This is a genomic window from Amycolatopsis sp. DG1A-15b, assembly GCF_030285645.1.
Lineage (GTDB): Bacteria > Actinomycetota > Actinomycetes > Mycobacteriales > Pseudonocardiaceae > Amycolatopsis.
This window is the reverse complement of sequence record NZ_CP127296.1, coordinates 10,093,006-10,117,348: the sequence shown is the minus strand read 5'-3', so window position 1 is coordinate 10,117,348 and position 24,343 is coordinate 10,093,006. Positions and strand designations below refer to the sequence as shown.

The 24,343-nt window shown below is 72.5% G+C and carries 27 protein-coding genes and 1 tRNA gene; 8 read left to right on the top strand and 20 right to left on the bottom strand.

Annotation, left to right across the window (positions count from 1 at the left end; translation table 11 throughout):
• Positions 1-43: 43 nt before the first annotated feature.
• The 15 genes from QRY02_RS47065 to QRY02_RS46995 form a co-directional block, all read right to left on the bottom strand.
• Entirely contained in the window at positions 44-1,156 is a 1,113-nt protein-coding gene (locus tag QRY02_RS47065) for an XdhC family protein (RefSeq protein WP_285989158.1), read from the bottom strand.
• On the bottom strand, positions 1,149-2,261 hold the full coding sequence (locus QRY02_RS47060; RefSeq protein ID WP_285989157.1) for a vWA domain-containing protein: 1,113 nt from the start codon (positions 2,259-2,261) through the stop codon (positions 1,149-1,151). The genes QRY02_RS47065 and QRY02_RS47060 overlap by 8 nt, the downstream gene beginning before the upstream one ends.
• A 32-nt stretch (positions 2,262-2,293) precedes the next feature.
• Positions 2,294-2,370 (bottom strand) — tRNA-Arg (locus QRY02_RS47055).
• A 315-nt stretch (positions 2,371-2,685) separates the two neighbouring features.
• Positions 2,686-4,455 carry a hypothetical protein gene (locus QRY02_RS47050; RefSeq protein ID WP_502874306.1) on the bottom strand — a complete coding sequence of 590 codons (1,770 nt, stop codon included), beginning with the start codon at positions 4,453-4,455 and terminating at the stop codon, positions 2,686-2,688.
• Between the two features lie 49 nt (positions 4,456-4,504).
• On the bottom strand, positions 4,505-5,374 hold the full coding sequence (locus QRY02_RS47045) for an AAA family ATPase (protein WP_285989155.1): 870 nt from the start codon (positions 5,372-5,374) through the stop codon (positions 4,505-4,507).
• Between the two features lie 18 nt (positions 5,375-5,392).
• On the bottom strand, positions 5,393-6,013 hold the full coding sequence (locus QRY02_RS47040) for a nucleotidyltransferase family protein (protein WP_285989154.1): 621 nt from the start codon (positions 6,011-6,013) through the stop codon (positions 5,393-5,395).
• A 378-nt stretch (positions 6,014-6,391) separates the two neighbouring features.
• Positions 6,392-7,225 (bottom strand): IclR family transcriptional regulator domain-containing protein, encoded by an 834-nt coding sequence (locus QRY02_RS47035; RefSeq protein WP_285989153.1) that lies wholly within the window; start codon positions 7,223-7,225, stop codon positions 6,392-6,394.
• Positions 7,226-7,235: 10 nt separating this feature from the next.
• Positions 7,236-7,637, bottom strand: a complete 402-nt coding sequence (gene pcaC / locus QRY02_RS47030; protein ID WP_285989152.1) for a 4-carboxymuconolactone decarboxylase — start codon at positions 7,635-7,637, stop codon at positions 7,236-7,238.
• Positions 7,634-8,410 carry a 3-oxoadipate enol-lactonase gene (pcaD, locus tag QRY02_RS47025; protein ID WP_285989151.1) on the bottom strand — a complete coding sequence of 259 codons (777 nt, stop codon included), beginning with the start codon at positions 8,408-8,410 and terminating at the stop codon, positions 7,634-7,636. Before pcaD ends, pcaC begins: the two co-directional genes overlap by 4 nt.
• 5 nt (positions 8,411-8,415) lie before the next feature.
• Positions 8,416-8,970 carry a protocatechuate 3,4-dioxygenase subunit alpha gene (gene pcaG, locus QRY02_RS47020; RefSeq protein WP_285989150.1) on the bottom strand — a complete coding sequence of 185 codons (555 nt, stop codon included), beginning with the start codon at positions 8,968-8,970 and terminating at the stop codon, positions 8,416-8,418.
• Positions 8,967-9,704, bottom strand: coding sequence for a protocatechuate 3,4-dioxygenase subunit beta (gene pcaH, locus QRY02_RS47015; protein WP_285989149.1), 738 nt, complete (start codon positions 9,702-9,704; stop codon positions 8,967-8,969). Before pcaH ends, pcaG begins: the two co-directional genes overlap by 4 nt.
• Positions 9,705-9,715: 11 nt before the next feature.
• Positions 9,716-10,897 (bottom strand): thiolase family protein, encoded by a 1,182-nt coding sequence (locus QRY02_RS47010; protein WP_285989148.1) that lies wholly within the window; start codon positions 10,895-10,897, stop codon positions 9,716-9,718.
• Positions 10,894-11,652 (bottom strand): CoA-transferase subunit beta, encoded by a 759-nt coding sequence (locus tag QRY02_RS47005; RefSeq protein ID WP_285989147.1) that lies wholly within the window; start codon positions 11,650-11,652, stop codon positions 10,894-10,896. Before QRY02_RS47005 ends, QRY02_RS47010 begins: the two co-directional genes overlap by 4 nt.
• Positions 11,649-12,458, bottom strand: coding sequence for a CoA transferase subunit A (locus QRY02_RS47000; protein ID WP_285989146.1), 810 nt, complete (start codon positions 12,456-12,458; stop codon positions 11,649-11,651). The genes QRY02_RS47005 and QRY02_RS47000 overlap by 4 nt, the downstream gene beginning before the upstream one ends.
• A gap of 258 nt (positions 12,459-12,716) precedes the next feature.
• The gene (locus tag QRY02_RS46995; RefSeq protein ID WP_285989145.1) at positions 12,717-13,886 is read right to left on the bottom strand and encodes an ROK family protein; all 1,170 of its coding nucleotides are present in this window, start codon (positions 13,884-13,886) and stop codon (positions 12,717-12,719) included.
• A gap of 76 nt (positions 13,887-13,962) precedes the next feature.
• Between QRY02_RS46995 and QRY02_RS46990 the strand changes: the two genes are divergently transcribed.
• From QRY02_RS46990 to QRY02_RS46980, 3 genes are all read left to right on the top strand, one after another.
• A complete protein-coding gene (locus tag QRY02_RS46990) occupies positions 13,963-16,059 on the top strand; it encodes an alpha-galactosidase (RefSeq protein WP_285989144.1) in 2,097 nt (698 codons plus the stop codon).
• A gap of 92 nt (positions 16,060-16,151) precedes the next feature.
• A complete protein-coding gene (locus QRY02_RS46985) occupies positions 16,152-17,096 on the top strand; it encodes a 2-hydroxyacid dehydrogenase (RefSeq protein WP_285989143.1) in 945 nt (314 codons plus the stop codon).
• Entirely contained in the window at positions 17,093-18,214 is a 1,122-nt protein-coding gene (locus QRY02_RS46980; protein ID WP_285989142.1) for a glycerate kinase, read from the top strand. The genes QRY02_RS46985 and QRY02_RS46980 overlap by 4 nt, the downstream gene beginning before the upstream one ends.
• A gap of 101 nt (positions 18,215-18,315) precedes the next feature.
• Here the strand turns inward: QRY02_RS46980 and QRY02_RS46975 are convergent, their stop codons facing one another.
• Positions 18,316-18,609, bottom strand: a complete 294-nt coding sequence (locus QRY02_RS46975; protein WP_285989141.1) for an iron-sulfur cluster biosynthesis family protein — start codon at positions 18,607-18,609, stop codon at positions 18,316-18,318.
• 82 nt (positions 18,610-18,691) lie between these two features.
• Positions 18,692-19,102 carry a hypothetical protein gene (locus QRY02_RS46970; RefSeq protein WP_285989140.1) on the bottom strand — a complete coding sequence of 137 codons (411 nt, stop codon included), beginning with the start codon at positions 19,100-19,102 and terminating at the stop codon, positions 18,692-18,694.
• Between the two features lie 149 nt (positions 19,103-19,251).
• Here QRY02_RS46970 and QRY02_RS46965 point away from each other — a divergent pair, with 149 nt between their 5' ends.
• From QRY02_RS46965 to shbA, 4 genes are all read left to right on the top strand, one after another.
• Positions 19,252-19,731 (top strand): GtrA family protein, encoded by a 480-nt coding sequence (locus tag QRY02_RS46965; protein WP_285989139.1) that lies wholly within the window; start codon positions 19,252-19,254, stop codon positions 19,729-19,731.
• Between the two features lie 11 nt (positions 19,732-19,742).
• The gene (locus QRY02_RS46960; protein ID WP_285989138.1) at positions 19,743-20,096 is read left to right on the top strand and encodes a YidH family protein; all 354 of its coding nucleotides are present in this window, start codon (positions 19,743-19,745) and stop codon (positions 20,094-20,096) included.
• Positions 20,097-20,267: 171 nt separating this feature from the next.
• On the top strand, positions 20,268-20,564 hold the full coding sequence (locus tag QRY02_RS46955; RefSeq protein ID WP_285989137.1) for a DUF202 domain-containing protein: 297 nt from the start codon (positions 20,268-20,270) through the stop codon (positions 20,562-20,564).
• A gap of 253 nt (positions 20,565-20,817) precedes the next feature.
• Entirely contained in the window at positions 20,818-21,474 is a 657-nt protein-coding gene (gene shbA, locus QRY02_RS46950; protein WP_502874176.1) for an RNA polymerase sigma factor ShbA, read from the top strand.
• A gap of 35 nt (positions 21,475-21,509) precedes the next feature.
• Here shbA and QRY02_RS46945 read toward each other — a convergent pair whose 3' ends face one another.
• Genes QRY02_RS46945 through QRY02_RS46935 form a run of 3 tightly spaced genes read right to left on the bottom strand, consistent with a single transcriptional unit; the run spans position 21,510 to position 23,496 of the window.
• A complete protein-coding gene (locus QRY02_RS46945) occupies positions 21,510-22,361 on the bottom strand; it encodes an amidohydrolase family protein (protein WP_285989135.1) in 852 nt (283 codons plus the stop codon).
• Entirely contained in the window at positions 22,358-23,326 is a 969-nt protein-coding gene (locus QRY02_RS46940; protein WP_285989134.1) for an aldo/keto reductase, read from the bottom strand. Before QRY02_RS46940 ends, QRY02_RS46945 begins: the two co-directional genes overlap by 4 nt.
• A gap of 5 nt (positions 23,327-23,331) precedes the next feature.
• On the bottom strand, positions 23,332-23,496 hold the full coding sequence (locus QRY02_RS46935; protein WP_285989133.1) for a hypothetical protein: 165 nt from the start codon (positions 23,494-23,496) through the stop codon (positions 23,332-23,334).
• Positions 23,497-23,576: 80 nt separating this feature from the next.
• Here QRY02_RS46935 and QRY02_RS46930 point away from each other — a divergent pair, with 80 nt between their 5' ends.
• On the top strand, positions 23,577-24,323 hold the full coding sequence (locus QRY02_RS46930; protein WP_285989132.1) for a FadR/GntR family transcriptional regulator: 747 nt from the start codon (positions 23,577-23,579) through the stop codon (positions 24,321-24,323).
• The last annotated feature ends 20 nt before the right edge of the window (positions 24,324-24,343 follow it).

Below are 24,343 nucleotides of genomic sequence, written 5' to 3'. Positions count from 1 at the left end.
GCGGAAGTCCGGCCGGGTGAACTTTGTGGGCCACCCGGCGTAGTCAGCCGTGGATGCGTCCCGACAGCTCCGCCAGCCGCTTCCCGCCGCCGCCCCACCGCAGCGCGATGATCTCCGCCGCGATCGACACGGCCGTCTCCTCCGGCGTGCGCGCGCCCAGGTCGAGACCGATCGGCGACGACAGCCTTTCGAGCTCCGCCTCGGTGATCCCCGCTTCGCGCAGGCGGGAGAAGCGGTCGTCGTGGGTCTTGCGGGAGCCCATCGCGCCGACGTACCCGACGTCCAGGCGCAGCGCGACCTCCAGCAGCGGCACGTCGAACTTGGGGTCGTGGGTGAGCACCGCGATCGCCGTGCGCTGGTCGATGCGGCCGGCGTCCGCCTCCGCCCGCAGGTATCGGTGCGGCCAGTCGACGACGACCTCGTGCGCGTCCGGGAAGCGGCTCGCGGTGGCGAACACCGGCCGCGCGTCGCACACCGTGACCTGGTAACCGAGGTAGGCGCCCATGCGCGCCATCGCGGCGGCGAAGTCGATCGCGCCGAAGACCAGGAGCCGGGGCGGCGGCTCGAAGGAGTTGACGAACACCGCCATCCCCTCGCCGCGGCGCTGCCCGTCCGGGCCGTAGTGCAGGGTGCCGGTGCGGCCGCTGGCCAGCAGGCCGCGCGCGTCGTCGGCCACCGCGTCGTCCATCCGCGACGAGCCGAGCGAGCCCGCGGTGCGGTCCGGCCAGACGATCATGTGCTCGCCGACCAGGCCTTCGCGTTCGTGCTCGATGATCGTGACGACCGCGACCGGCTCGCCGCCGCGCACCGACGCGACGACCTCGCCGAGCTCCGGCATCGAGTCGCGATCGACGTGCTCGACGTAGATGTCGATGATCCCGCCGCAGGTCAGGCCGACCGCGAAGGCGTCGTCGTCGGTGACGCCGTAGCGCTGCAGCACCGGCTTGCGCTCGGCCACGACCTCCCGCGCGAGTTCGTAGACCGCGCCTTCGACGCAGCCACCGGACACGCTGCCGGCGACGGTCCCGTCCGGGGCAACGACCATCGCGGCGCCGGGCGCGCGCGGCGCCGACGAGAAGGTCGCGACCACGGTGCCGAGTCCGACCGTCTCGCCGTCGGACCAGCGGCGGAACACGTCGTCGAGTACGTCACGCATCGGAAATCTCCCCGAGCAGTCGTTCCAAGGTGGCCAGGGTGTGCCCGGCCAGGAGCCGGTCGATGTGGGGCAGCGCGGCCACGATGCCCGACTGGACCGGAGCGTAGCCCGCACGGCCGGCGTGCGGATTCACCCAGAATACGGCGTGCGCGAGCCGGCGCAGCTGCGCGAGCTGCTCGCCGAGCAAGCCGGTGTCGCCGCGTTCCCAGCCGTCGGAGAACACCGTGACCACGGCGCGGCGCGCCACCCCGCGCCGGCCCCAGCGATCGAGGAACGCCTGGAGCGTCTCGCCGAGCCGGGTCCCGCCGGCGAAGTCCGGCACGGCCGAGCCCGCCGCGAGCATCGCGCGTTCGGGATCGCGCTGCCGCAGCTGGCGCGAAACTCTCGTCAGCCGCGTGCCGAGGGTGAACACCTCGACGGACGGCGGCGCGGCGCGCGTCACGACGTGGGCGAACCGCAGCAGGGCGTCGGCGTACGGGCTCATCGAGCCGGAGACGTCGATGAGCAGCACCACCCGCCGCGGCCGGCTGCCGCGGCGGGCGTGCACGAGCTTGAGGGGCTCGCCGCCGCTGGCCAGCATGGCGCGCAGCGTGCGCGACGGGTCGAGGCGGCCGCGCCGGGACGGGGTCCGCCGGGCGGCCGGGCGCCGCGGGAGCACCGGCTTCAGGGTGGCCAGCAGCTCGCGGAGGTGTTCGCGTTCGGCGGTGGTCAGCTCGGCGAGGTCGCGATGGCGCAGGACTTCGTGGGCGCTGGCGGCGACTTTCAGCTGGTCGTGGCCCTCTCCGCCCTCGGCGTCCGCGCCTTCGGCCGCGCCCAGCGGGGCGATCCTGGCCTTCTTGGGCGCGGCCGACGTCGCGCGGCGCGCAGAGGGGGTTTCGATCGAAAACCACTGGCTGAAGGCTTCTTCGTAGCACGGGAGGTCGTCGGGGCTCGAGCAGAGGGTGAGCCGCCCCGCCCAGTAGAGCCGGGTCGGCTCGGCGACGTCGATCTCGGCGACGGCGGTGAGGTACGCCTGCACGCGGTGCGCGTCGCAGGCGACACCGGCTTCGCGCAACGCGGCGGCGAACCCGGCGTACCCCGCTACCGGATCGGAGACCGTGGTCATGTCTCCATTGTGCGCTCGTTTGCCCCGCACTGTGGCGTCCCGGCGAGGACTCGAACCTCGGACCTCGGCGTTCGTAGCGCCGCGCTCTGTCCTGCTGAGCTACCGGGACAAGGGCGGTCTGCGCACACGCCCCTCCCCGGACGGGCGCGCAGACCGCGCTCTTCGCCGCGGCCGACCCAAGGTAGCGGCGGGTGGGCGCGAAGAGCTTTTCGGAAAGAAAAGGAATTTCAGCGAACGACGCGGGAGATCGCGCCGCATCGGTTCCGGTCTTGCCGTCGGGTCACGATCTCCTCCTCTTGGTGTGGCGTGCTGTCCTGTGGTGAAAAGAAGGATGCCTCAGTCCGCCGGGAGCGGCAACGCAATTAAAAACGCCCGCCTCGGCGGTCCTTTGTGGACCATCGAGGCGGGCGCGCCGTTTTCGGAGTCAGGCAGCGGCCTTGAAGCCGGGCTGGATGTTCGCGCAGCCACGCAGCCCGGCCCCCTTGTTCAGCTCCAGGAGCGGCGGCAGGATCTGCTGGGTGTAGGCCTTGAGTTCCGCGAGCTTCGCGTCGTCGATCAGGTCACGCCGGACGTGGTAGCTGACCCAGTTGCGCGAATCGACGGTCAGGTTGCCGATCGGCGGGTGGACGAAGATCGTCGCGTATTCGCGCTCGAACCGCGGGTCCTGGTCGAAGCCCAGTGTGGTGATCCACGAACCGATGAACGTCACCAGTTCGGGCTTGGCCTGGTTGAACACGTAGTTGCGGACGCCGGTCACATCGGACTCGTGCAGGTAGTCGGCGACCTGCTTGTCGCCGAGGCCGGCCAGGTCGAGCACCCGGATGCGGCTGCCCAGCGACGTCCCGCCGAGGTCGATCAGGCCGACCTGGGCGGAGTCGGGCAGCTTCAGGATGTCCGCGAGGCCGTTGATGGTCCGGGCGTCGCGCTCGGCGACGATGCACATCGCCGTCTTGACGTTGGCGCGGTAGGACCCGCCCTGGTCACGGAGCCCGCTCACCGAGCTGACCAGCGCCACCACGAGCAGGCACGCGAGCGCGATCCGGCCGCGCAGGCGGGCCGCGGCGAGCGCCTCGACGACCACGATCGCGCCGCCGAACGCGCCGAGCGTCCAGACCGGGGTGGCGAAGCGCAGCTGCCCCATCCAGTCGAACTCGAGGACGATGTAGGCGACCACGGTGAGCCCGAACGGCACCATCAGGGCGATCAGCCCGGTGCGCAGGCGCGACGGGCGGACCAGCAGCATCACCAGGCACGCGACCGCGACCGCGACGATCAGCCAGCCCACGTAGGAGACGATCTCGCCGGGCCGGGCGAGGTCCTCGACCGTCGGCGGCTCCTGCCCCTTCGCGACGGCGGTGTTCGGGACCAGGCGGCCGAATTCGACCCAGCGGAAGATCAGGTAGGCGCCGTACGGGACGGCGAAGGCGGCGACGGAGAGGACGACCGCGCGGACGCTGCGGCCGAGCAGCTCCCGCTTGAGGAACAGCAGGACGACGATCGGGTACGCGCCGGCGTAGATGATCCCGTCGGGCCGGGTCAGCGCGGCGAGCATGGCGATCAGCCCGGTGCCGACGGCGATCTGGGTGTCGAGGAGCCGGCCGCTGTGGACCGCGCGGACGATCACCACCGCGAGCGCGGCGACGGTGAGCGCGTAGAAGGAGTTCTCCAGTCCGGAAAAGCACCAGATGACGAACGACGGGATCGCGGCGAGCGCGGCCCCGGCGATGAAGGTGATCAGCGCCGGGCGGCGGCTGAGCACCTTGGCACCGAAGTAGAACAGCACGAGGATGGCGGCGCAGCAGGCCAGCGCGAGCGCCTTCGGGAAGAGGATCTGGTCGGAGACGCCGAAGAGCGTGCCGTGGTCGAACAGGCCGACGAGCTTGCCGAGCGCGAGCAGGATCATCCAGGTCGGGTTGGAGTACCCCTCGACCGGCGCGGCGCCGGGCTGGAGCACCGGCCCGAAGCCGTCGGCGACGTTGCGCGAGTAGGCGAACGTGATGGCCGCGTCGTCGATCAGCCAGTGACCGTAGAGGGAGGCGTGCACGGCGATCAGCGCGGTGCCCCCGAGTACCGCGGCCACGGCGGCGAGCTTCCCCCGCCAGGTCCGCCCGGCGGTCGCCGGCCCGGCCGGCCCCGGCCGATCGGGCTCCGATTCGGACGGCGGCCTCGTCTCCGTCGTCTCCGCCACGCTCATCCGCAGGTTCTCCCTCGCTTCGACCACACCCGGTCCCCGACCCGGGCGGTCAGGCGAACAAGGCGTCGAGTTTCGCCCGGACCCGGTCGAGGTCTTCGCTGTATTTCAGGACGGCTCCGAGCGTTCGTGCCGCCGTTGCCGCGTCCAGCTCGTCACGCTGAAGTGTCAATAGAGCGCGCGCCCAATCGAGCGACTCCGCTACTCCCGGTGGTTTCAGCAGGTCCATTTCCCGGAGCCGATGCACCGCTTCAGCGATTTGCCGAGCCAGAGCTTCACTTACCCGCGGGATCCTACGGCGCAGGATTTCGACCTCCCGCACCAGGCCCGGGTGCTCGAGCCAGTGGTAGAGGCAACGGCGTTTGAGCGCGTCGTGCACCTCGCGGGTCCGGTTGGAGGTGAGGACCACCAGCGGGGGATGCTCGGCGCGGACTTCGCCGTACTCGGGGATGGTCACGGCGTGTTCGTCGAGCAACTGCAGGAGAAAGGCTTCGAACTCGTCGTCGGCGCGGTCGATCTCGTCGATCAGCAGAACGCACGGCGCGGTGATCAGGGCCTGCAGCAGTGGCCGGGCCAGCAGGAACCGCTCGGTGTAGAGCGAGCGCTCCGCGGCCTCGACGTCGAGGTGCCCCTCCCCGGCCGCCTCGAGCGCGCGCAGGTGCAGGAGCTGGCGCGGGAAGTCCCATTCGTAGAGGGCTTGGGCGGCGTCGATGCCTTCGTGGCACTGGAGGCGGATCAGCGGCCGCTCCAGCGCGGTGGCCAGGGCCATGGCCAGTGACGTCTTGCCGGTGCCGGGCTCGCCCTCGCAGAAGAGCGGGCGGCCCATCCGCAGGGCGAGGAAGCCGGCGGTCGCCAGCCCGTCATCGGCGAGGTAACCGGTCGCCTCGAGGGCGGCGGCGAGTTCTTCGGGCGAGTCCGTCACGCTGTCGATCGTAGGTCTTCACGCGGGACCCGCCAGATCACCGGGGCGGTCGACGTCCCGGCCGCTGCCGAGGTCACCGCACTCGATCAGGGCGAGGTCGGCACGGGTGGCGAGCCAATCCCGCGCCCCGCGATCACCCCGGGCGGCGCCGGCGACCTCGCCCCACCAGCGCCGGCCGAGCAGCACGGGGTGGCCGGGAACGCCGTCGTAGGCCGCCCGGGCCACGGTTTCGGCGGAGGCGTGGGCGGTGACGCGGGCGATGATGTCGGGGCCGACCCACGGGAGATCGACGAGGTGGACGAGCGCGGCGACGGGCTGGTCGGTGTGTTCGGTGTGTTCGGTGTCTTCGGTTCGCCGGAGCGAGGCCAGGCCGGCGCGCAGGGAGGCGCCCATGCCGGTCGCCCAGTCTTCGGCAGTGACGGCTTGGGCGGGATCGGGCAGAAGGGCCCGGACTTGATCGGCGGAGGCCCCGACAACGACACGCACAGGATCGCACCCGGCGGCGGCGAGGGTGCGGAGGGCACGGAGGACGAGAGGTTCGCCGTCGAGCTGCGCGAGGGCTTTGGGGCCGCCGAAGCGACGACCGGCACCGGCGGCGAGCAGGAGCCCGGCGACCGGCCGAGGTGAAGGGCCGGTCATGAGGAGGAGCCTGCCGCCGCCGCGGCGGCGGCGGTCGGCGCGGGTGCGGACGGGCCGGCCGCGGGCGGAGCGGGTGCGGACGGGCCGGCCGCGGGCGGTGGTGGAGGTGTGGGCGGCTGGGCAGGTGGTAGGGCTGATGCTTGGTCGGTTGCGGGTGGAGTGCGGGTCAGCGGCTCGGCGACCCGGGCCGCTGGCTGCTGCGCGACGGGCTTCGGCGTGGTCGCCACCGGCTGGCCGACCCGCACCGCCGGCCGCTGCTGCGCGATGGGGCTCGGCATCGTCGCCGCCGGGCTGCCCAGTCGTATCTCCGGCCGCCGTGGGGTGGGCGTCGGCCGTGGGGTTGGGTGCTCGGGCGCGGGCGACTTGTGGGGCGGCCGGTCAGCCACGGGCGTGGTCCGGGGCTCCGACCGCCAGGTCCGCTTCGATGGCGCGGGCCGTCTCCAGCAGGGGTGGGAGCAGGTCTCTCTGCACCGACTCTGCCGTTGTGCGGCTTGCGTGAGTTGACAGGTTGACCGCTGCCACCACCCGGCCCGTTCGGCCGCGGATCGGGGCCGCTACCGATCGGAGGCCTTCCTCCAGCTCCTGGTCCACCATTGCCCAGCCCTGGTCGGCTACCTTGGCCAGCTCCGTGCGCAGGTGGCCGGGGGCCGTCAGCGTGTGGTCCGTCAGGCGGGCCAGGCTCGCCACCAGGAAGTACTGCTCCAGCTCCGCCTCGCTGAGCCCCGCGAGCAGGACGTGACCCATCGATGTCGCGTACGCCGGGAAGCGGGTGCCCACGTTGATGCTCACCGTCATGATCCGGGAGACCGCCACCCGCGCCACGTACACGATGTCGGTGCCCTCCAGCACCGAGACCGAGCTCGACTCGTGGACGCCCGCGGACAGGTGCTCCAGGTGCGGCTGGGCCACCTCCGGCAGCGTCATGCTCGACAGGTACGCGTAGCCCAGCTCCAGCACCCGGGCCGTCAGCGAAAAGTACTTGCCGTCGGTGCGGACGTAGCCCAGGTCGGCCAGAGTGAGGAGGAACCTTCGCGCCGCCGCGCGGGTGAGGCCCGTCGCGCGGGCCACGTCGCTCAACGTCAGCTCGGATGCCCCCGCGTGGAAGGCCTTGATCACGGCCAGCCCGCGCTCCAGCGACTGCACGTGGTGGGCACCGCGGTGCGCCGGTTCGCTGTCCAGCCGGACGTCGAACGGCGGCCTCGTCACGTCCATGCCCGGCACCCTATCCGGCGTCGGCGGGCAGGGCGCTCGGCTCGCCGAGCTCGGCCAGGGTGCGCTGGGCGATGGCGAACGCCGCGTTCGCCGCCGGTGCTCCGGCGTAGACCGCGGTGTGCAGCAGGACTTCGCTGATCTCCGCCGCCGTCAGGCCGTTGCGGACCGCCGCCCGGACGTGCATCGCCAGCTCGTTGTGCGCCTGCAGCGCCGTCAGCGCCGCCAGCGTCACGCAGCTGCGGGTGCGGCGGTCCAGGCCGTCGCGGGCCCACACCGAACCCCACGCGCCCTCGGTGATGTAGTCCTGGAACGGGCGGCTGAAGTCCGTGGTGCCCGCGACCGCGCGGTCGACGTGCTCGTCGCCGAGCACCTCGCGCCGCACCTTCATGCCCTGCTCGTGGCGGTCCGTCACGCTCGCTCCAAGTGGTCCAGGATCAGCCGGCTGAACTCCGCCGGCTGCTCGAAGTTGCCCAGGTGCGCGGCGTTCGCCACGACCTCCAGCCGCGCGCCCGGGATGCCCTCGGCGATCGGCCGCGCGTGCTCGTCCGGGGATGTGGCGGGGTCGTCGGCACCCGCGATCACCAGGGTCGGCGCGGAGATCTTCGGCAGGGAGTCGAGCTGGTCCATCCGCTCGATCGCGCCGCAGCAGGCCGCGTAACCCTCGGCCGGGACCGCCGCGACCATCGCGCGGAGGAACTCGGCCCGCTCCGGGTGCCGCTCGATGTACCCCGGGGTCAGCCAGCGTTGCACGGCCGCCTCGGCCACCGCCGCGGTGCCCTCGGCGCGGACCGTGCGAGCCCGCTCCACCCACATCGACGGCGGCCCGAGCTTCGCGGACGTGCAGCACAGCACCAGGCTCGCGACCCGGTCCGGCGCGTGGACGCCGAGCCACATCCCCGTCATGCCGCCGAGCGACAGGCCCACGAGGTGGGCCCGCTCGACGCCGAGCTCGTCGAGCAGCGCCAGGACGTCGGTGCCCAGGTCGCCGAGCTCGTAGGGCCCCGGCGGCACCGGCGACGCGCCGTGCCCGCGGGCGTCGTAGCGGACCACCCGGAACCCGCGCTCCACCAGCGGCGCGACCTGGGGTTCCCACATCCGCAGGTCGCTGCCGAGCGACCCGCCGAACACGACCACCGGCCCGTCCCCCGGTCCGTCCACGACCCGGTGCAGCTTCACGGCACTCACGGGCCTCACACCCGGAAGAAGACGGTCTCGCCGTCCCCCTGCAGCCGCACGTCGAAGCGGTAGCCGTCGCCGGTCTTCGCCGCGATCAGCGTGCCGCGCCGCTCCTCCGGCACCGTCGCCAGCACCGGGTCGCCGGCGTTGTCCTGGTCTTCGAAGTAGATCCGCGTGACGACCCGGTGGAGCAGGCCGCGCGCGAACACCGAGACGTCGATGTGCCGGGCCTGCGTGGTGCCGCCCTCGCCGGGGACGACGCCGGGGAGCAGGGTGAGGATCCCGTAGGTGCCGTCGGTCTCCGTCGGGCAGCGGCCGAAGCCGCGGAACTCGCCGCTCGCCGCGCCGCGCGGGTCGTCCGGGTGGCGGAAGCCGCCGTCCGGGTCGGCCTGCCACGTCTCGATCATGGCGTCCGGGACCGGGTCGCCGTTACCGTCGCGGACGGTCCCGCGGATCCAGAACGCGCCCGGCGTGCCGTCGGGCACGACGTGCGCGCCGTCGGGCCAGGGCAGCCCGATCGACAGGTACGGGCCGACGGTCTGCGAAGGGGTCGGAAGCAGCTTGGTCATTCGTCTTCGTCCTCTTCCTCTTCGAACACCGACGCGTCGCGCCCGCGCAGCACGATGTCGAACTGGAACCCGAGCGCCCACTCGGCCTGCGTGATCTCGTGGTCGTAGCGCGAGACCATCCGCTGCCGGGCCTTCTCGTCCGGGATCGAGTTGAAGATCGGGTCCTGGGAGAACAGCGGGTCGTCCGGGAAGTACATCTGGGTGACCAGCCGCTGGGTGAAGGCCGAGCCGAACACCGAGAAGTGGATGTGCGCCGGGCGCCAGGCGTTGTCGTGGTTCTTCCACGGGTAGGCGCCGGGTTTGATGGTGGTGAAGGTGTAGCGGCCGTCGCTGTCGGTCAGGGTGCGGCCGACGCCGTCGAAGTTCGGGTCGAGCGGGGACGGCCAGCGGTCGCCGGTGTGCCGGTAGCGGCCGCCCGCGTTCGCCTGCCAGATCTCGACGAGCGAATCGCGCACCGGGCGGCCTTCGCCGTCGAGGAGCCGTCCGGTGACGATGATGCGCTGGCCCTGCGGTTCGCCGGCGTGCTGCCGGGTGAGGTCGTTGTCGTGCTCGCCGAGGCGGCCGGGCCCGAGCAGCGGGCCGGTGACCTCGGTCAGCATCTGCGGGAGCAGGACGAGGTCCTGCTTCGGGTGCCGCAGCGCCGTGGAGCGGTAGCCGCTGGAGTCGAGGGGCGGGTGGGTGCCTTCGGGGTCTTCCCCGTAGCGCGGCAGCCGGAATTCGGTCGGAGTGGCCACGTTTCTCTCCCTTATCGACCTTCGAGGACGACGGCCAGCCCCTGGCCGACGCCGATGCAGATGGCGGCCAGGCCCCAGCCCCCGCCGCGGCGGTGCAGGTCGTGCGCCAAGGTGCCGAGGATCCGGCCGCCGGACGCGCCGAGCGGGTGCCCGATGGCGATCGCGCCGCCGTGGGTGTTCACGATCTCCGGGTCGAGGTCCTTCCAGTCGCGCAGGCAGGCCAGCGACTGCGCGGCGAACGCCTCGTTGAGCTCGACCGCGGCCAGGTCGTCCCAGCCGATGCCGGCGCGTTCGAGGGCGATCTCCGCCGCGCGCACCGGGCCGATGCCGAAGACGTCCGGGTCGACGCCCGCCGCGCCGCGGCCGGCGATCCGGGCGAGCGGGGCCTTGCCCAGACGGCTCGCGGCCGCCTCGTCGCCGAGGAGGAGGGCCGAGGCGCCGTCGTTCAGCGGGGAGGCGTTGCCCGCGGTGACCGTGCCGTTTTCCTTGCGGAACACGGGCTTCAGCTTGGCGAGCTTCTCGGCGCTGGAGTCCGGGCGGATGCCTTCGTCGCGGGCCAGGTCGACGCCCTCGACCGGGACGACCAGGTCGTCGTAGAAGCCCTCGTCCCACGCCTTGGCGGCGTTGACGTGGCTGCGGGCGGCGAAGGCGTCCTGCTCGTCGCGGCCGATGCCGTAGCGCTCGGCGAGCTGCTCGGTGGACTCGCCGAGGGAGATCGTCCACTGCGAGGGCATCGCCGGGTTGACCATGCGCCAGCCGAGCGCGGTGTTGTACAGGGTCTGGTTGCCCGTGGGGAACGCCTTCTCCGGCTTCGGCATGACCAGCGGCGAGCGGGTCATGGACTCGACGCCGCCGGCGACGACGAGGGAGGCGTCGCCGGTCTGGATCGCGCGGCTGGCCTGGATGGCCGCGTCGAGGCCGGAGCCGCAGAGACGGTTGACCGTGCTGCCGGGGACGGTCGTGGGCCAGCCGGCGAGGAGAGCGGCCATGCGGGCGACGTTGCGGTTGTCCTCGCCCGCCCCGTTCGCGTCGCCGAGGGTGACTTCGTCCACTGTGGACGGGTCGAGGTCGTTGCGCTGTGCCAGAGCGCGCAGGACTCCGGCGGCGAGGTCGTCGGGGCGGACGCCGGCCAGCGCGCCGCCGTAGCGGCCGAACGGGGTGCGGATCGCGTCGAGGATGTAGACGTCGGTCATGCGCTTGCCTTCTCCAGGTCTCGCAGGAGGGTCAGCTCCTGCTCCGTGGGCGCCGGGGTGGTCTCGAGGTCATCGGCCACCTTCAGTTTCCACCCCGTGGCCGCGATGGCGCTGTCGAGGTCCACGCCGGGGTGGAGCTGCGTCAGGGTGAGCTCCGCGGTCTCGGGGTCGGGACGCAGCAGGCCCAGGTCCGTCACCACCAGTGTCGGGCCTTGGCCGGGGAGGCCGAGCTTCTCGCGGTCGCCCTTGCCGGTTCCGTGGCCGAACGACGTCACGAAGTCGACCTTCTCCACGAAAGCCCGGGGGTTCTGGCGCAGGACGATGAACACCTCGCCACACGAGGCCGCGATCTCCGGGGCGCCGCCCGCGCCCGGCAACCTGACCTTGGGGTCGTGGTAGTCCGAGCCGATCACCGTCGTGTTGATGTTGCCGAACTTGTCCAGCTGGGCCGCGCCCAGGAAACCCACGTCGATGCGGCCGGGCTGGAGCCAGTAGTTGAACACCTCCGGCACGCTGATCACCGCGTCCGCCGTGTCGGCCAGCTCGCCGTCGCCGATGGACAGCGGCAGGCGGGACGGCTTCGCGCCCAGGCAGCCGGATTCGTAGATCAGCGTCAGGTTAGGCGCGTGCGCGCGGCGGGCGAGGTTCGCCGCCTTGCTCGGCAGGCCGATGCCGACGAAGCAGGACATGCCGTCGCCGAGGGCGCGGGCCGCCGCGACGCTCATCATCTCGTCGGAGGAGTACTGGGCACTCATGCCGTCACCCCGGTCAGCTCGTTCAGCCACTTCGTGAACTCTTCGCGGTCGCGCCCGATCTTGTCCCACGCCTGGTACGCCGAGTTGTCCCGCTCGTAGTAGCCCGCCGCGTACGAGGGCTTCGCGCCGCCCGGGACCTCGGCCACCGCCGTGACCACCCACGCCGGGAGCACGACCGCGCCCGGGCGGGGCGCCAGCTCGTCGACGATCTCCTCGACCGTCACCAGAGACCGCTTCGCCGCCAGTACCGCTTCCTTCTGGACACCGGTGATGCCCCACATCTGGACGTTGCCGGAGCGGTCGGCGCGCTGCGCGTGGACGATCGAGACGTCCGGGTTCAGCGCCGGGACCGCCGTCAGCTTCTCGCCGGTGAACGGGCACGTGATCGGCTTGATCGTGGCGGTCTGCGCCGGGAGGTCGGTGCCGGTGTAACCGCGCAGCACCGCGAACGGCAGGCCGGACGCGCCGGCGACGTACCGGTTCGCCATGCCGGCGTGGCTGTGTTCCTCGATTTCCAGCGGCACCGGCCACTCGTGCTGGACGGCGTCGCGGAAGCGGTGCAGCGAGCCGACGCCCGGGTTGCCGCCCCACGAAAAGATCAGCTTGCGCGCGCAGCCCGCGCCGATGAGCTGGTCGTACACGATGTCGGGGGTCATCCGCACCAGCGTGAGATCCCGGCGGCGCTGCCGGATGATCTCCTGCCCGGCCGCGACCGGGATGAGGTGCGTGAACCCTTCGAGCGCGACGGTGTCGCCGTCGTGCACCAGCCGGGCCACGGCCTCCTCCAGCGACAGCAGCTCTGCCATCCCACGCTCCGAATTCGTTCGCATCACGCACACTCGTTCTGCAACCGAACATAGCACGGCGAACGGTGGCCCGACCAGACGTCTTCCACCCAATGGATGACGCACGCACGACGAAGGGGACTTTTCTCGCGACAGCCGCGGGAAAAGTCCCCTTCGAAAGCAGCGCTCAGCCGATCCGGATCAACCTCGAGCCGTGGGGCCGCACGGCGGTCCACCGTGATCGTTCTGGGCCCGGACGTCGGCTCACGAGGCGTCTCCTCAGACGCTGTCGGACACGAAAAGGCTCTGGACGGCGACGGCGGCGGCGCCCCGGGCCCACTCCTCGAACGGCAGGGGCCGGATGACCAGACCGCACCGGGCGGCGCTGGCGAACGCCTGGACCGCGAAAGTCCGGCGGATCTGCTCCTCGAACAGGTCGTAGGTGGCGACGCCCTCGCCCGAGACCACCACCCGTTCCGGGCCGAACAGGTTGACCAGCGCGGCCAGCCCCAGGCCGATCGCGTGGCCCGCGGCGGCGAAGACCTCCCGCAGCGGCTCGTCGCCGCCACGAGCGCGTGTCACGGCATCGTCCATCGACAGCGCGGATTCGCCGGTGACCTGCCGGGCGCGCGTCAGGATCGCTTCGGTGGACGCGATCGCCTCGACGCAGCCCTGGCCACCGCAGTGGCACGGCGGCCCGCCGTCGGCGACCGGGACGTGCCCGATCTCGCCGGCGACGCCGTGGGCGCCGCGGACCAGACCGCCGTTCACGACCAGCGCGCTGCCGATCCCCGTCCCCACCGTGACCAGCGCGAACGACGAGGCGCCGACCCCTTCGCCGAACCACTGCTCGGCGACGGCGAGGGCCTTGACGTCGTTTTCCAAAGTCACCGCGAGCCCCGTGGCCGCTTCAAGGAGTGAAGCCAGGGGAACATCCCGCCAGCCGAGGAACGGGGAGTACCGGACGACGCCGGACGCTCGGTCGACGTCGCCGGACACCGCGACACCCAGGCAGTAGGCGCGCTCGCGGAGATCGCCGGTCAGCAGCTCGCCGACGAGGTCGGCCAGCGCCTGCACGACGTGGCCGACGTCGTGGCCGGCCAGGGCGTGGCGGGCGCTGGCCCGGACGTCGGCGCGCAGGTCGGTGACCACGCCGATCAGGTCGTCGCCGGTGATCTTGACCCCGACGAAGTACTCGCGGTCCGGGCGGATCGAGAGGGGGTTCGCCGGGCGGCCGGCACCGGGCGCGGTGCGGCCGCCGGAGGCGAGTTCTTCGAGGTAGCCGGCTTCGATGAATGGCCGGGCGGCCTTGGTGACCGCAGCCGAGGAGAGCCCCGTGCGGCGGGCGACGTCGACGCGCGAAACCGGCCCTTCGGTCAGGACCGTGGTGAACACGGTCGCGGCCGCGGGGCTGGTGATCGGCGCCCTTGCCGGTGCACTGCGAGGCATGGCCGGAAGGGTAGGCAACATTAATTAACTTCGTCAAGAATTTATTTCTGCACTGGTCAGCTCTACGCTGTCGGGCATGTCGCTCGTCGAACACGACCCCGCGCACCGGCTCTGGCTGCTGCACACCCCCGAGAGCTCGTACGCCTTCCGGCTGGACGCCGACGACCGCCCGCGGCACGTCCACTGGGGCCCGCCGCTGACGCTGGCCCAGGCCACGCAGGTTGCCGCGCGCCGCAACCCGGCCGACAGCAGCTTCGACGAGCCGGGCGACGAGCGGCAGGAGCTCCCGGCCGAGGGCGGCGCGTTCTTCGGCGTCGCGGCACTGGCCGTCCGGTACGCCGACGGCACTTCGGCGCTCGAGTGGCGCTACGACGGCTTCGCGCTCGAAGACGACACGCTCGCCGTGCGGCTCACCGACCGGCACTACCCGCTGGAGCTGTCCCTGCACTACCGCGTCCGCGGCGACGTCGTCGAGCGCTGGACGTCGCTGCGGCACACCGGTCCGGAGGCGCCCATTGCGTTGCTGCGCACGGATTCCGCGTCGTGGACGCTCCCCCGGCGCGACGGCGCGCGGCTGAGCCGGACGTCCGGCGCGTGGAGCGCCGAATACGGCGTGCTGCGGGACCCACTGCCGGTCGGCGAGACCACGCTCACCAGCCGTCGCGGCGCCTCCAGCCACCAGGTCAACCCGTGGGTGATGCTCGACGCGGGCGACGCGACCGAGACCGCCGGCGAGGTGTGGAGCAGCGCGCTGGCGTGGAGCGGGAGCTGGCGGATCACCGTGGAGCGCACGCACACCGGCCGCGTCACGTGGACCGGCGGCTTCGGGCACGAGCACGTCGCCTGGCGGCTGCAGCCCGGCGAGACCTGGGAGACGCCGGTGTTCGCCGGGCTCTACGCGGCCGACGGCTTCGGCGGCACCAGCCGGCGCTGGCACTCCTACGTCCGCGAGTTCGTCCAGCCGCACCCGGGCGAGCTGCGGCCGGTCGTCTACAACTCCTGGGAGGCGACCGGCTGGGACGTCGACGAACAGACCGAAACCGAGCTGGCCGCGGCGGCCGCGCGCCTGGGGGCGGAACTGTTCGTCATGGACGACGGCTGGTTCGGCGCCCGCACCGGCGACTCGGCCGGGCTCGGCGACTGGATCGCCAACGAACGGCGCTTCCCGGCCGGGCTGGGGCCGCTGGTCGAGGCGGTCCACGCGCACGGGATGCGGTTCGGGCTGTGGGTCGAGCCGGAGATGGTCAACCCGGACAGCGACCTCTACCGCGCGCACCCGGACTGGGTGCTGCACATGGCCAACCGCTCCCGGACGACGTTGCGCAACCAGCTCGTGCTGAACTTCGCGCAGCCGGAGGTCGCGGACTGGGCCCACAAGTGGCTCGACGGTCTGGTCGGCGAGCACGGCATCGACTACCTCAAGTGGGACATGAACCGCGCGTTCACCGAGGCGGGCTGGCCCGAAGCCGGTCCGGACGCGCAGCGGCTGTGGGTCGGCCACGTGCGGGCGGTGTACACGATCCTCGACCGGCTGCGCGCCGACCACCCGGACCTGCGGATCCAGGGGTGCGCGGGCGGCGGTGGGCGCACCGACCTGGGAATCCTCGCGCGCACCGACGAGATCTGGGCGTCGGACAACACCGACGCCGCCGACCGGATCACCATCCAGCACGGCTACGGCCAGCTCTACCCGGCCGGCACGATGTCGGCCTGGGTGACCGACAGCCCGAACCCGGCGACGAAACGGGAAGCGCCGCTGAGCTTCCGGTTCCACGTGGCGATGGCGGGCGTGCTCGGCCTGGGCGGTGACCTGCCGCGCTGGACGCCGGACGAACTCGCCGAAGCGGCGTCGCTCGTGGCGCTGTACAAGGAGATCCGGCCCGTCGTGCAGCACGGCACGCTGTACCGGCTGGCGGATCCGGCGGTCTCGGCACTGACGGCGGTGCAGTACGTGCTCGGCGACGAGGTGGTCCTCTTCTTCTGGCGGCGGCCCACGGAGTTCGCTCGGCCGTTCACCCCGCCGCGGCCGGCGGGGCTGGATCCGGCCGGGCGCTACCGCGACCAGGACGGCGTCGTGCACCACGGGGCGGTGTTGCTGAGCCACGGCCTGGACGTCGATCTGCCCGGCAGCGGGTACGCGAGCGCGGTGGTGCGGCTGACGCGGGTGGGCTGATCTGTCGGTGACATCCGGGGCTCCGCCCCAAGTCGGGGGCTCCGCCACCCGAACCCCCGAAAACCGTCGGTGCGGTGACCTAGGCTGTCGGGGTGGCCAAGATCGCGGTGACCCGATGGATTCCCGACGACGCGGTGAAGCTCCTCGCCGAGGCGGGCGAGGTGGCGGTCTCCCCCGCCGACCGGCCGTTGACGCCTGCCGAACTGCACGAGTTCGTCGGCGGCGCGTCGGCCGTGGTCGGGATGCTGCACGACCGGCTCGACGGCGCGCTGGCCGACGCCGCCGGTCCCGGGCTGAAGGTGGTCGCGAACGTCGCCGTCGGGTACGACAACGTCGACGTCGCGGCGCTGGCCGAACGCGGCGTCGTCGTCACCAACACGCCGGGTGTGCTCACCGACGCCACCGCCGACCTCGCCTTCGGGCTGCTGCTCGCCGTCACGCGACGCCTCGGCGAAGGCGAACGGCTGCTGCGCTCACGCACGCCGTGGTCGTTCCACCTCGGCTTCCTGCTCGGCTCCGGGTTGCAGGGCAAGACGCTCGGCGTCGTCGGGTTCGGGCAGATCGGGCGGGCGATGGCGAACCGGGCGTCGGCGTTCGGGATGTCCGTCGTCTACTCCGGACGGTCCAAAAAGGACACCGATGCCGAATTCGTGTCGTTCGAGGAGCTGCTGGCGCGCTCGGACGTCGTGTCGCTGCACTGCCCGCTGACGCCCGAGACGCGGCACCTCATCGACGCCGCCGCGTTGCGCGCCATGAAACCCGGCGCGTACCTGGTGAACACGACCCGCGGCCCGGTCGTCGACGAAGCCGCGCTGGCCGACGCGCTGGAAGCCGGGGAGATCGCCGGGGCCGCGCTCGACGTGTTCGAGAAGGAACCCGAGGTCGAACCGCGGCTGCTCGGCCGGGACGACGTCGTGCTCAGCCCGCACCTGGGTTCGGCGACGGTCGAGACCCGCACCGCGATGGCCGTGCTGGCCGCGCGCAACGTCACGGCGGTGCTCGCCGGGCGTCCCCCGCTGACGGAGGTGAAGCCGTGACCCGTGTCGTCATCGCGCCCGACAAGTTCAAGGGCAGTCTCACCGCGGTCGAGGCCGCGGAGGCGATCGCGCTCGGCGTGCGCGATGCCTTGCCGGACGCGGAAATCGTCACCTGCCCGGTCGCCGACGGCGGGGAGGGCACCCTGGACGTCCTGGAAGCCGCGGGCGCGCGGATCGTGCGGCTGGCGGTTCGCGGGCCGCTCGAGGAGCCGGTTCAGGCGCGGTACGCGGTGCTGGACGGCACGGCGTACATCGAATCCGCGCGCGCGTGCGGCATCGAATTCGTCGAGCCCTCGCCGGCGACCGCGCTGGCCGCGCACACCTGGGGCGTCGGCGAGCTGCTGGCGGACGCGCTGATCCACGGCGCCAGGCAGCTCGTGCTCACGGTCGGCGGCACGGCCAGCACCGACGGCGGTGCCGGGATGCTGGGCGCACTGGGCGCCGGCGTGCTCGACGCGTTCGGTGCGCCGGTCGGCCTGGGCGGCGGGACGCTGACACGAGTGGCGTCGACCGAGCTGACGCCGGCGCGGGAACGGCTGGAGGGCGTGCGCGTGGCGGTCGCGACCGACGTGACGAACCCGCTGCTGGGCCCGGATGGCGCGGCGGCGGTGTTCGGGCCGCAGAAGGGGGCCGGGCCTTCGGAGGTGGCACTGCTCGACGAGGGACTGACGCGGTGGGCCCACGCGCTGCAGGTGGGCGGCGCGCCGGACGTCTCGCAGGTGCCGGGGGCGGGCGCCGGCGGCGGCGTGGCGGCGGCGGCGATCGCTCTCGGGGCGAGCGTCGAGTCCGGGTTCGACCTCATCGCCGGGCTGACCGGGGTCGATCAGGCGCTGGACGGCGCGGATCTCGTGATCACCGGCGAGGGATCGCTGGACGAGCAGAGCTTGAACGGCAAGGCCCCGGCGGGCATCGCCGACCGGGCGCGGCCGCGCGGGGTGCCGCTGATGGCGCTGGCGGGCCGGATCCAGCTCGACGCGGCGGGGCTGGCGCGGTTGGGCGTGGTGGGGAGCAGTGCGTTGATCGATCACGCGCCTTCGCTGGACCACGCCCGCACTCACGCGGCGGAGTTGCTGCGGGTCCGGGCGGCGGAACTGGTCCGCGCTTGGCGGGCGGGGTAGCGGCGGACGCTCCGGGCCGCCGCGACCGGATGCCGCCGTGGCACGCGGCGCGAGCGAACGGACCTTCCGCACCCGAGGAGCGAAAGGCCCGTCCGCCGCGGTCAGCTCGTGTGCTGGGGCAGCACGGCGAACGCCACGCCGCCCGCTTGGTCCTCTTGGACGTCGAGCACCTTGTCGTCCAGCAGCGCGGCCGCCTGGGGCTCGAGGAAGACCTTCGGCCCCTCCTCGGTGCCCAGCACGCTGTCGCCCGCTGCCGGCTCGGGGGCCACCGACAGCGCCAGCTGGGCGCTTTCGCCGTCGGTGTTCTGGACCGCCAGGCGGAGCCCGGCGTCGCCCTCCCCCTGGCTCGTCAGGGCGGTGATCGCCTCGGCGGCGGCTTCGGTCACGGTCAGCATCTTCGGCCTTCCCTTCGTCGCGGTCCGATGCACTGAGGCCCCCACGCTAGGGGCGTCCGAACGGACGTGCAGCCTGAGCGGATCAGCTCTGGCGGGCGGCGCGAATGGCGTCCGCCACCGACTCGCCGGCGTAATCCGGCCGGGCGTCCACCCCCGGGCTGGAATGGCGGCGCGCCACGGTCTCCTCCGGGACCACCGGCTCGAAATCCGGGGGTGCGTCCTCGATCGTCTCGTCGAGTTCCGCCGCCGGTGTCGCCGCGAGCGGGCGCTCCGGGACCGGCTCCGGCTCGGCGTCCGGCACCTCTTCGGCCAGGCGCTGGTCCATCGGCTCGCCTTCGCGGACCTCCCGGGGCGTGGTGCCGTAGCGGTTGGCGGCGCTCCAGTGCTCGGGTGGCTCGATGCCCTCTTCGAGCGAGTCCACGCGCAGTTCGTCCTCGTCCAGCGCCTCGCTGGGGCTCAAGCTCTGCGATTCGGCCGAGTCACGGTCACTCACTGGCCCTCCTGGCGCATCGAAAATTTTGTCGTCGCCGGTGACCTACCCCGGCCGGCGGGGCGGCGAAACCCGGCGGTGTCACGGGGATCACATTTCTTCAACTGGTTTAACACATTCACAAGTTTGTGAAGGCGAGGTAGGTTGGGATCATGGCCACCACCAGGTGCGCTCCGGAGCACCGGCTGCTCGCCACCGACCCGGACCGCCACCACGAGCTCGGCACGCACGCGGCGTGGTACGTCGTGGCCGGCGTGGTGACCACCGGCCTGCAGGCCGTCCTGTTCCTCCTGCTGCGCGACGAGCTCGGCTCCCAGGTGGCGAACCTGGTCGCGATCGCGCTCACCACGGTCGGGAACACCGAGTTCCACCGCCGCGTCACCTTCGCCGGGCGTCCCAGCAACGCCGGGAAACGGCACTTGCAGGATCTGCTCACCTTCGCCTTCTACGCCCTGTACGGCTCGGCCGTGCTGGCCGTCCTCGACGCCTTCGTCGACCGGCCGACGTCGTGGGAGGAAACCGGCACGCTGCTGCTGGCCAGCCTGGTCGGCGGGTTCGTGCGGTTCGCGGTGCTGCGCTGGTGGGTCTTCGCGCACCGCACCGGACCGGCCGCGGCCGCCCACACCGGCTAGCGTCTGCGGGCGTGGCGTCGGACGACATCAAGCCCCACTCGGGCGGCACCGAACCGGACTACCGCTTCACGCTGGCCAACGAACGCACCTTCCTCGCCTGGCTCCGCACGGCCCTCGGCCTGCTCGCGGGCGGCGTGGCCGTGCACCAGCTGGTGCCGTCGCCGGCCGCGGCGAGCACGGTGCTCGCCGGGCTGTGCGTCGCGCTGGCCGCCGTCCTCGCCGCGACCGCGTACCCGCGGTGGCGGCGGGTGCAGATCGCGATGCGGGCCGGCGACCCCCTGCCGCCGAGCCGGATGATCCTGGCGCTGACGGGCGGCCTGCTGGCGCTCATCGTCGCCGCGGCCGTGCTGCTGGTGGTCTCGTGAGTGACACGGAAGGCTGCGGACGGTGACGGCCGCGAAAACCGGTCCGCGTGCCCGGCCTTCCCGCCGAGCCGGACGACCCGGCGTGGATGACGAGCGCCGTCGGACGCGAATACCGCTGGTTTGCGATTATCGTGACGTCAAAAGTACCGTCAAACGACTCGAGATCCGGCCGTGACCACCCCCGCCGGCGCTCAGGCCGAGCGCACCGGCCTCGCCTGGCGGCGGACCGCGCTCTCATCCGCCGCCTGCACGGTACTGCTCCTGCACTCCGCCGCCCAGCGCCATTGGGGTGGCACGCTGGTCCCCGTCCTGCTCGCCGCCGGGACGTCTGCCCTGCTGGCGGGCATCGGGATGCACCGCGAACGGGCCTTGCGGGCCGCCGAACCGGGGCCGCCGAGCCCTGTCCTGCCCGCCATCGCGTCGCTCGCCGTGACCGTGACGGCCGCTTCCGTGGTCGTCTTCCACTGACGAGTGAACTCGGCACATCCTGAAACCGATTAATCGCAATGTGCGGGTGCGGGTCGCGGGAACATCACGGTCCCTACTGCTAACGGGGTATTGGTCGTTGAAATCTGGACTGACCCACCCGGAGGTGCTTACGATTACCCTGCGTCGCACGGACCGCAGATGCGCCATGATCTACCCGAGCATCTGCGATGGATCAGTTACGGAGTGTTGAACCCCCGGCAGCGACGGTCGAGGGTCGGCCGGGGAGACGACCATGACAGCACCGCCGAGGACCACCGAAGAATCCGCTTCCAGCGTTCGCGATTATCGCACTCCAGAGTCGTTGCCCCGCCCGGGCGGACGGCTCACCAAGGAGGACCTCGACCCGCTCGTGAAGGACGCGGGCGGGGGCAACCCGGCCGCGATCCACTCGCTGCTGCAGATGATCGAGCCGGTGGTGGTCCGCTACTGCCGCGCCCGCATGGGCGGCCGGGACCTCTCCTACCTGTCGGCCGACGACGTCGCCCAGGAAGTCTGCCTCGCCGTGCTCAAGGCCCTGCCCGACTACCAGGACCGCGGCGGCTCCTTCCTGTACCTGGTCCACGCGATCGCGGCCAACAAGGTCGCCGACGCCTACCGCGCCGTCGCCCGCGACCGCTCCGAGCCCGTCCCCGAGCTCCCGGAGCGCCCCCTGGTCTCCGGCAACGAGCCCGAGAGCCACGCGCTGCACCTCGACCTCGGCGCCCGCCTCGGCCGGCTGCTCGCCTCCCTGCCCCGGGTGCAGCAGGAGATCCTGACCCTGCGCATCGCCGTCGGCTTCTCCGCGACCGAAACCGCCGAAGCCCTGGGGATCTCCGCGGGCAACGTCCGCGTGACGCAGCACCGGGCCCTGACCCGGCTGCGCGGCATGATCCGCGACGACGAGTTCTGACAAGCCATTTCAGCGGCGGGCGGGGAAACCTCTCTTTACCCCCTGGAGGAGGTGGCCCCGCCCGCATCCAGCCGATAGACCGTGCGGGCGTTGTGCTCGAAGACGGCCAGGCGCTCGGCGTCCGACAGCGAGCCCGTCAGGGCGATCGCCGCGTCGAGGACGAGTTCGTAGGACGCCGCCAGTTCGCAGACCGGCCAGTCCGAGCCGAACAGCAGGCGCGCCGGGCCGAACGCCTCCAGCACGAGGTCGACGTACCGGCGCAGGTGCCCGACCTCCCAACCCGTCCAATCGGCCTCGGTGACCAGCCCGGACAGCTTGCAGACGACGTTCTCGTGCGCCGCCAGCGCGGCCACGCCGGACGCCCACGGTTCCCACTCCCCCGCCGCGATCGGGGGCTTCGCCGCGTGGTCGAGGACCAGGCGCAGCTGGGGCAGCCGCAACGCCACCTCGGCCGCGGCCGGCAGCTGCGAGGGGCGGACCAGCAGGTCGAACGCCAAGCCCGCCGCCGCCACGGTGCTCAGCCCGGCGACCACTTCCGGCCGCAGCAGCCAGTCGTCGTCCGGCTCACCCTCCACCTGGTGCCGGATCCCGACCAGCGGGCCGTCGAGGGCGGCCAGCCGGTCGGCGACGTCCGGAGCGGCGAGGTCCACCCAGCCGACCACGCCCGCGATCACGGGCTCCGCCGCCGCGGTCGCGAGGAACTCCGCCGTCTCCTCTTCCGACGACACCGTCTGGACCAGGACGGTCGCGTGCACGCCCGCCGCCTTCGTCACCGCGCGCAGGTCGCCGGCCGTGTACGGGCGGCGGATCGGGTCCATGGCCGTCCCCGCCATCCACGGGTACTCGCGCCGCGAGGGGTCCCACAGGTGGTGGTGCGCGTCGATCATGAGACTCCTTCGGCGATGACGACGTCGGCGCGCAGCAGTCCCGCGTCGGCCAGCTCGGTCCACAGGGCCGTCGGCACGGCCGCCCTGGCCCGCCGCGCGTTCACGCCGACCTGCTCCGGATCATGCGCGCCGACGACCACCGACGCCACCACGGGATGCGCCATCGGCAGCGCCAGCGCCGCTTCCGGCAGCTCGACGCCGTGCCGCGCGCAGACCCGGGCGATCCGCCGGGCCCGCTCGACCAGCTCCGCCGGCGCTTCGGCGTAGTCGTAGACCCGGCCCGGTTCGGCGGTCGCCAGGATCCCGCCGTTGAACGCGCCCCCGACCACCACGCGGACGTCCCGCGCGGCGCACAACGGGAACAGCTCGTCCAGCGCGGGCTGGTCGAGCAGCGTGTAGCGGCCGGCCACCAGCAGGACGTCCAGGTCGGTGCGGCGGACGAACTCGGCCAGCATCGGCGCCTGGTTCATCCCGGCCCCGAACGCGCCGATCACGCCCTGCTCCCGCAGCTCCCGCAGCGCGGGGAAGGCACCGCGCAGGGCGTCCTCGAAGTGGTCGTCGGGATCATGGACGTAGACGATGTCGACGCGGTCGAGGCCCAGCCGGGTCAGGCTCTCCTCGAGCGAGCGCAGGACGCCGTCGCGGCTGAAGTCCCACCGGCGCTTGTACGCGGCCGGCACGGCGAAGCCCTGGTCGTCCCGGGCGCCGGCGCCGTCCGGGTTCGGCTCCAGCAGGCGGCCGACCTTCGTCGAGAGCACGTACTCGTCCCGCGGGTACGACCTCAGCGCGGCGCCCAGCCGGGCCTCCGACAGGCCGAGGCCGTAGTGCGGCGCGGTGTCGAAGTAGCGGATGCCCTCGTCCCACGCGCGCCGGACGGTCGCGGCCGCCGTTTCGTCGCTGATCGCGTGGTACAGGTTGCCCAGCTGCGCGCAGCCGAGCCCCAGCGGGGACAGGGAGAGTTCCAACGCGGTCACTCCTTCACCGGCGGTTCCCAGACCGGTCCGAGGCCGGTGTCGTCGCCGGAGCAGTCGTCTTCGAGGACGTGGAACAGGGCGGGTCCGTTACGCCGGGTCCGCCGGGAGGGGACACCGGCTGCGCGCGGAGCCACCCGTTGTGGTGTGCGCTGGTGGGTCATCGCCCCTCCTTCGCCGGGACATGGCACGCTGGGGAGTAACACCGAAACATCCGAGGTCTGTTGCAGGGAGGGCGGACGCGATGCCCGTCACCGATGTCGCGATCGACAAGATCAAGGACATGATCATCACCGGCGAGCTGGCGCCGGGCGACCGGCTGCCGAAGGAGGCCGAGCTGGCCCAGCGGCTCGGGCTGTCGCGCAGTTCCCTGCGGGAGGCCGTCAAGGCGTTGTGCCTGATCAGGGTGCTCGACGTCCGCCAGGGCGACGGCACGTACGTCACCAGCCTCGAGCCCAACCTGCTGCTCGACGCCATGACGTTCGTCGTCGACTTCCACCGCGACGACACCGTGCTCGACTTCCTGGCCGTGCGCCGGATCCTCGAGCCCGCCGCGACCGCGCTGGCCGCGCTGCACATGAGCGACGCCGACATCGCGGAGCTCGGCGCGCTGCTCAGCGAGCTGGAGGATTCGCCGACCGTGGAAGCGCTGGTCGCCAACGACCTGCAGTTCCACCGCAAGATCGCCGACGGCTCCGGCAACCCGGTGCTCTGCTCGCTGCTCGACAGCCTCTCCGGGCCGACCGCCCGGGCCCGGATCTGGCGCGGCCTCACCCAGGAGGGCGCGGTCGCGAAGACCCGCGAACAACACTCGGCGATCTACGAGGCCATCGCCGCGCGCGAGCCGGAACTGGCGCGCTCGTGGGCGACCGTGCACGTCGCGGGCGTGGAGCAGTGGCTGCGCAACGCCCTGGGCACCGCGGACGACCCGACGGTGCTCGATCAGACAGGGCCCGAATCGGACGCCGAGCCGGCCGCGGAAGCCTCGTAGCACACGCACTCCTGAGAACG

Bases quoted from the DNA above. Each gene is read 5' to 3' on its own strand.
- QRY02_RS46930 (WP_285989132.1), top strand. From the start codon at position 23,577: ATGCCCGTCACCGATGTCGCGATCGACAAGATCAAGGACATGATCATC.
- QRY02_RS47050 (WP_502874306.1), bottom strand. From the start codon at position 4,455: ATGAGCGTGGCGGAGACGACGGAGACGAGGCCGCCGTCCGAATCGGAG.
- QRY02_RS46945 (WP_285989135.1), bottom strand. From the start codon at position 22,361: ATGATCGACGCGCACCACCACCTGTGGGACCCCTCGCGGCGCGAGTAC.
- QRY02_RS47010 (WP_285989148.1), bottom strand. From the start codon at position 10,897: ATGACCGACGTCTACATCCTCGACGCGATCCGCACCCCGTTCGGCCGC.
- QRY02_RS47005 (WP_285989147.1), bottom strand. From the start codon at position 11,652: ATGAGTGCCCAGTACTCCTCCGACGAGATGATGAGCGTCGCGGCGGCC.
- QRY02_RS47035 (WP_285989153.1), bottom strand. From the start codon at position 7,225: ATGGACGTGACGAGGCCGCCGTTCGACGTCCGGCTGGACAGCGAACCG.
- QRY02_RS47065 (WP_285989158.1), bottom strand. From the start codon at position 1,156: ATGCGTGACGTACTCGACGACGTGTTCCGCCGCTGGTCCGACGGCGAG.
- pcaG (WP_285989150.1), bottom strand. From the start codon at position 8,970: ATGACCAAGCTGCTTCCGACCCCTTCGCAGACCGTCGGCCCGTACCTG.
- shbA (WP_502874176.1), top strand. From the start codon at position 20,818: ATGACAGCACCGCCGAGGACCACCGAAGAATCCGCTTCCAGCGTTCGC.
- QRY02_RS47040 (WP_285989154.1), bottom strand. From the start codon at position 6,013: ATGACCGGCCCTTCACCTCGGCCGGTCGCCGGGCTCCTGCTCGCCGCC.
- QRY02_RS47000 (WP_285989146.1), bottom strand. From the start codon at position 12,458: ATGGCAGAGCTGCTGTCGCTGGAGGAGGCCGTGGCCCGGCTGGTGCAC.
- QRY02_RS47060 (WP_285989157.1), bottom strand. From the start codon at position 2,261: ATGACCACGGTCTCCGATCCGGTAGCGGGGTACGCCGGGTTCGCCGCC.
- QRY02_RS46935 (WP_285989133.1), bottom strand. From the start codon at position 23,496: ATGACCCACCAGCGCACACCACAACGGGTGGCTCCGCGCGCAGCCGGT.
- QRY02_RS46990 (WP_285989144.1), top strand. From the start codon at position 13,963: ATGTCGCTCGTCGAACACGACCCCGCGCACCGGCTCTGGCTGCTGCAC.
- QRY02_RS46975 (WP_285989141.1), bottom strand. From the start codon at position 18,609: ATGCTGACCGTGACCGAAGCCGCCGCCGAGGCGATCACCGCCCTGACG.
- QRY02_RS46995 (WP_285989145.1), bottom strand. From the start codon at position 13,886: ATGCCTCGCAGTGCACCGGCAAGGGCGCCGATCACCAGCCCCGCGGCC.
- QRY02_RS46965 (WP_285989139.1), top strand. From the start codon at position 19,252: ATGGCCACCACCAGGTGCGCTCCGGAGCACCGGCTGCTCGCCACCGAC.